Genomic DNA, 4,245 nt, shown 5'->3' on the forward strand with positions numbered 1-4,245 from the left:
GGCATAGCGCGCCGTCGTCCAGATCAACCACGGACTGGCCGAGCACGCGGCGCGCTATGCCCGCTTCGCCGATTTCCTCGCCGAGCGCGGCTTTCATGTCTACGTGCATGACCACCGTGGCCATGGCGCGACCAGAGCGCCCGACGCACCGCTCGGCAAGTTCGCCGATGCGGATGGCGGCGCCAAGGTCATCGCCGATGTCACCGCCATTCATGACCTGATCGCCGGCGAGCAGCCGGGCCTGCCGGTCATCCTCTTCGGCCATTCGATGGGCGCGTCGGTGGCATTGAACTTCCTTCTGCGTCATTCGGCGCGCGTCCATACCGCCGCGATCTGGAACGGCAATTTCTCGCAGGGCCTGCTTGGGCAGCTGGCGCTCGCCATCCTCGGCTGGGAAAGGATGCGGCTGGGCTCCGACGTGCCGTCAAGGCTGCTGCCGAGGCTGACCTTCCAGGCCTGGGGCAAGGCCGTGCCCAACCACAAGACGATGTTCGACTGGCTGTCGCGCGACGAGGCCGAGGTCGCGAAATACGTCGCCGATCCGCTCTGCGGCTGGGATGCCTCGGTGTCGATGTGGCGGGACGTCGTCAAGATGGCGATCTACGGCGGCAGCGACGGCAATTTTTCCGGCGTGCGCCGCACCCTTCCCATCAATCTGCTCGGCGGCGAGAAAGATCCCGCCTCGGATTACGGCAAGGCGGTCAACCACCTCGCCGGGCGCATGCGGGGGATGGGCTTTTCGAATCTGGTTTCAAAGGTTTACCCGGAGACCCGCCACGAAAGCCTGAACGAGGTGAACCGGGACATCGTCATGGCCGATTTTGCCGCATGGGCGGACAAAGTTCTCAATGCGTGAGGCGGTTGGCCCATCGCAAGGGCCGTGACAGCAGCGGCGGGGATTGATAGGGGCTGCGCTTTCGACCCAACACGGTGATCCATGGCCGAGCCTCCGCTGAAAGGCATACGCGTTATCGAACTCGCCCGCATCCTCGCCGGGCCCTGGGCGGGGCAGTTGCTCGCCGATCTGGGCGCCGATGTCATCAAGGTCGAGAGCCCGGACGGCGGCGATGACACCCGCAAATGGGGCCCTCCCTTCGTCATGAGCCATGACGGCGAGAACCTGTCGGCCGCCTATTATCACTCCTGCAATCGCGGCAAACGCTCCATCGCCATCGACTTCTCCAAGCCCGAGGGCGCCGATACGCTGCGCCGATTGGTCGCCAATGCCGACGTGCTGATCGAGAACTTCAAGCTCGGCGGGCTGAAGAAATACGGACTCGACTACGAGAGCCTGAAGAAGATCAACCCGCGTCTCGTCTATTGCTCGATCACTGGTTTCGGCCAGGACGGACCATACGCGCCACGCGCAGGCTATGATTTCATCATCCAGGCCATGGCCGGCATGATGTCGATCACCGGCGAGGCCGGCCGCGAGCCGCAAAAGGCCGGGGTCGCCATTTCCGACCTGTTCACCGGCCTCTATTCGGTGATCGCCATCCAGGCCGCACTTCGCCATGCCGAGAAGACCGGCGAGGGCCAGCACATTGACATGGCGCTGTTCGACAGCCAGATCTCGGCGCTCGGCAACCAGAACCTCAACTATCTGGCCTCCGGCAAGTCTCCGGTGCAGATGGGCAACGCGCATATGAACATCGCGCCCTACGAGGTGCTGCCGGTGAAAGACGGTCACATCATCCTGGCCGTCGGCAATGACGGCCAGTTCGGCAAGTTCTGCGCAGCGGTCGGCCTCGACGATCTGCCGTCGAACCCGGATTTCGCCACCAATCCTGCCCGCGTCGCCAACCGCGCGAGCCTGCGCGAGCGCATCATCGAGGCGCTCAAGATCTTTGATCGCGATCCGCTGCTGGCGAAGCTCGAAGCGGCAAGCGTGCCGGCGAGCCCGATCAATACGATCGGCCAGATGTTCGACGATCCGCAGACCATCGCGCGCGGCATGCGGCTCGACCTCGACGATGGCCATGGCAATCGCCTGCCCTCGGTGCGCGCGCCGATGGTGATGTCCGGCACGCCGCTGGTCTACGAGCGCCCCTCGCCGCGTCTTGGCGAACACACCGAGGAAATCCTGGCCGAACTGGAGAGATCAGCGAAATGAAAACCGGCGGACAACTGATCGTCGAGGCGCTTGAAGCCAACGGCACCGACCGCATCTTCTGCGTGCCCGGCGAATCCTATCTCGCGGTGCTCGACGCGCTGCATGACTCGCCGATCCGCACCATCGTCTGCCGCCAGGAAGGCGGCGCCGCGATGATGGCCGACTGCCAGGGCCGGCTGACCGGCAAACCCGGCATCTGCTTCGTCACCCGCGGCCCCGGCGCCACCAACGCCTCGGCCGGCATCCACATCGCCATGCAGGATTCGGTCCCGGTGATCCTGTTCATCGGCCAGGTCGCCAGCCACGCCAAGGAGCGCGAGGCCTTCCAGGAGGTCGATTACAAGCGCTTCTTCGGCGACATCGCCAAATGGGTGGTCGAGATCGACGATGCCTCGCGCATTCCCGAATTCGTCACCCGCGCCTTTGCCGTCGCGACCTCCGGCCGCCCCGGCCCGGTCGTCATCTCGCTGCCCGAGGACATGCTGACCAGCGTCGTCGAGGCGCCTGAAGCACTGCCGCACACGCCGGTCGAGACACGCCCCGGCGAGGCTGAGCTCGACGCGCTGGAAAAGCTTCTCGCCGGCGCCAAGCGCCCGTTCGTCATCCTCGGCGGCACGCGCTGGGACGAGCAAGCGGTGGCGCGGATGCACGCCATCGCCGAGGCATGGTCATTGCCCGTAGGATGCTCCTTCCGCCGCCAGATGCTGTTCGATCATTTGCATCCGAACTACGCCGGCGATGTCGGGATCGGCATCAACCCGAAGCTGGCGGCGCAGGTCAAGGCAGCCGATGTCGTGCTCATGCTTGGCGGCCGCCTGGGTGAGATGCCGTCTTCCGACTACACGTTGCTGAAAAGCCCCTACCCCGACCAGGCGCTGGTGCACGTCCACGCCGATGCCGGCGAGCTCGGCCGCGTCTACCGGCCGACTATAGCCATCAACGCTTCGCCCGCCGCCTTCGTCGAGGCTTTCGCCAGGCGCAAGCCTTCGGCGAAGCCCTCCTGGGCGGCCGAGACGGAAAAGGCGCATGCCGCCTATCTCGAATGGTCGACGCCGCCGCAGACCGGCCCGGGCTCAGTTCAGATGGGGCCGATCATCGAGCATCTCGGAAAGGTCCTGCCGGAAGACGCCATCCTCACCAACGGCGCCGGCAACTACGCCACCTGGGTGCATCGCTTCTACCGTACCCGCCGCTTCGGCACGCAGGCGGCGCCGACCTCCGGTTCGATGGGCTACGGCACGCCGGCGGCGGTCGCCGCCAAGGCGCTGCACCCGGACCGCGAAGTCATCGCCTTCGCCGGCGACGGCTGCTTCCTGATGAACGGGCAGGAGTTCGCCACCGCAGTCCAGTACGATCTGCCGATCATCGTTATCGTCGTCAACAACGGCATTTACGGCACGATCCGCATGCATCAGGAGCGCGAATATCCGAGCCGCGTCGTCGCCACCAGTCTGAAAAACCCGGACTTCGCCGCCCTTGCCCGTTCCTATGGCGGCCATGGCGAGACGGTCGAGAAGACCGCCGACTTCGCGCCGGCCTTCGAGCGCGCGCGCGCCAGCGGCAAGCCGGCGATCGTCGAGATCAGGCTCGATCCCGAGGCAATCACGCCGACCCGCACGCTGACGCAGATCCGCGACAAGAGCTAAGGCGAAAGGCAGCCTCCTGCCTTTCTGCCCGCTGCACTGCGAAAGGGCGGCAAACCGCCCTTTCCGTCGGCTGGCGACAAAGGGGCGATGAACCGCCCCTTTGCGTCTTACATCGCCTTCTCGATCTGGCCGCGGATCTCGCCGTCCTTGTTGGCGGCGGTGTGGACGTTGACATAGTATTTGCCGGCCTCCAGATCGGCCGCCTGCGCATCGGTCAGCGTCGCCGATCCCTTGATCGGGCTCTTGAGCTTCTTGAATGGGATGACGGGTCCGGCATTCGCGCCCATCGCAGCCGGGCCGTGGATGTGGGCCGCAATCGCCGGTCCGCTGAGGCCGGAATATTTGACGTTCCAGCTCAGCTTCTTCTTGGCGGTGTCGAAGGTGAATGTGGCGGTTCCCTTGCCCTTGGTGGTGACAGGCGGGCTCTGCTGGCTGCCATCGAGCGTCGCCGTGTATTTCACCGTTTCGGCCAAGGCAGGAAAGGCA

General features: G+C 65.3%; 3 protein-coding genes and 1 pseudogene. 3 read left to right on the top strand and 1 reads right to left on the bottom strand.

The annotated features are described in order from the left end of the window. Nucleotides 1-7: 7 nt before the first annotated feature. From EN780_RS28550 to EN780_RS28560, 3 genes and pseudogenes are all read left to right on the top strand, one after another. A pseudogene (locus EN780_RS28550) lies at nucleotides 8-856 on the top strand (alpha/beta hydrolase); the annotation flags it as partial. A gap of 81 nt (nucleotides 857-937) precedes the next feature. Further along, nucleotides 938-2,113 (top strand): CaiB/BaiF CoA-transferase family protein, encoded by a 1,176-nt coding sequence (locus tag EN780_RS28555; protein ID WP_127311042.1) that lies wholly within the window; start codon nucleotides 938-940, stop codon nucleotides 2,111-2,113. After that, the gene (locus EN780_RS28560; RefSeq protein ID WP_128275961.1) at nucleotides 2,110-3,759 is read left to right on the top strand and encodes a thiamine pyrophosphate-binding protein; all 1,650 of its coding nucleotides are present in this window, start codon (nucleotides 2,110-2,112) and stop codon (nucleotides 3,757-3,759) included. Before EN780_RS28555 ends, EN780_RS28560 begins: the two co-directional genes overlap by 4 nt. A gap of 107 nt (nucleotides 3,760-3,866) precedes the next feature. Here the strand turns inward: EN780_RS28560 and EN780_RS28565 are convergent, their stop codons facing one another. Continuing rightward, a complete protein-coding gene (locus EN780_RS28565; protein ID WP_245500166.1) occupies nucleotides 3,867-4,232 on the bottom strand; it encodes a CHRD domain-containing protein in 366 nt (121 codons plus the stop codon). Nucleotides 4,233-4,245 lie beyond the last annotated feature (13 nt).

It is taken from the genome of Mesorhizobium sp. M4B.F.Ca.ET.089.01.1.1, from assembly GCF_004022605.1.
GTDB classification, from domain to species: Bacteria; Pseudomonadota; Alphaproteobacteria; order Rhizobiales; family Rhizobiaceae; genus Mesorhizobium; species Mesorhizobium abyssinicae.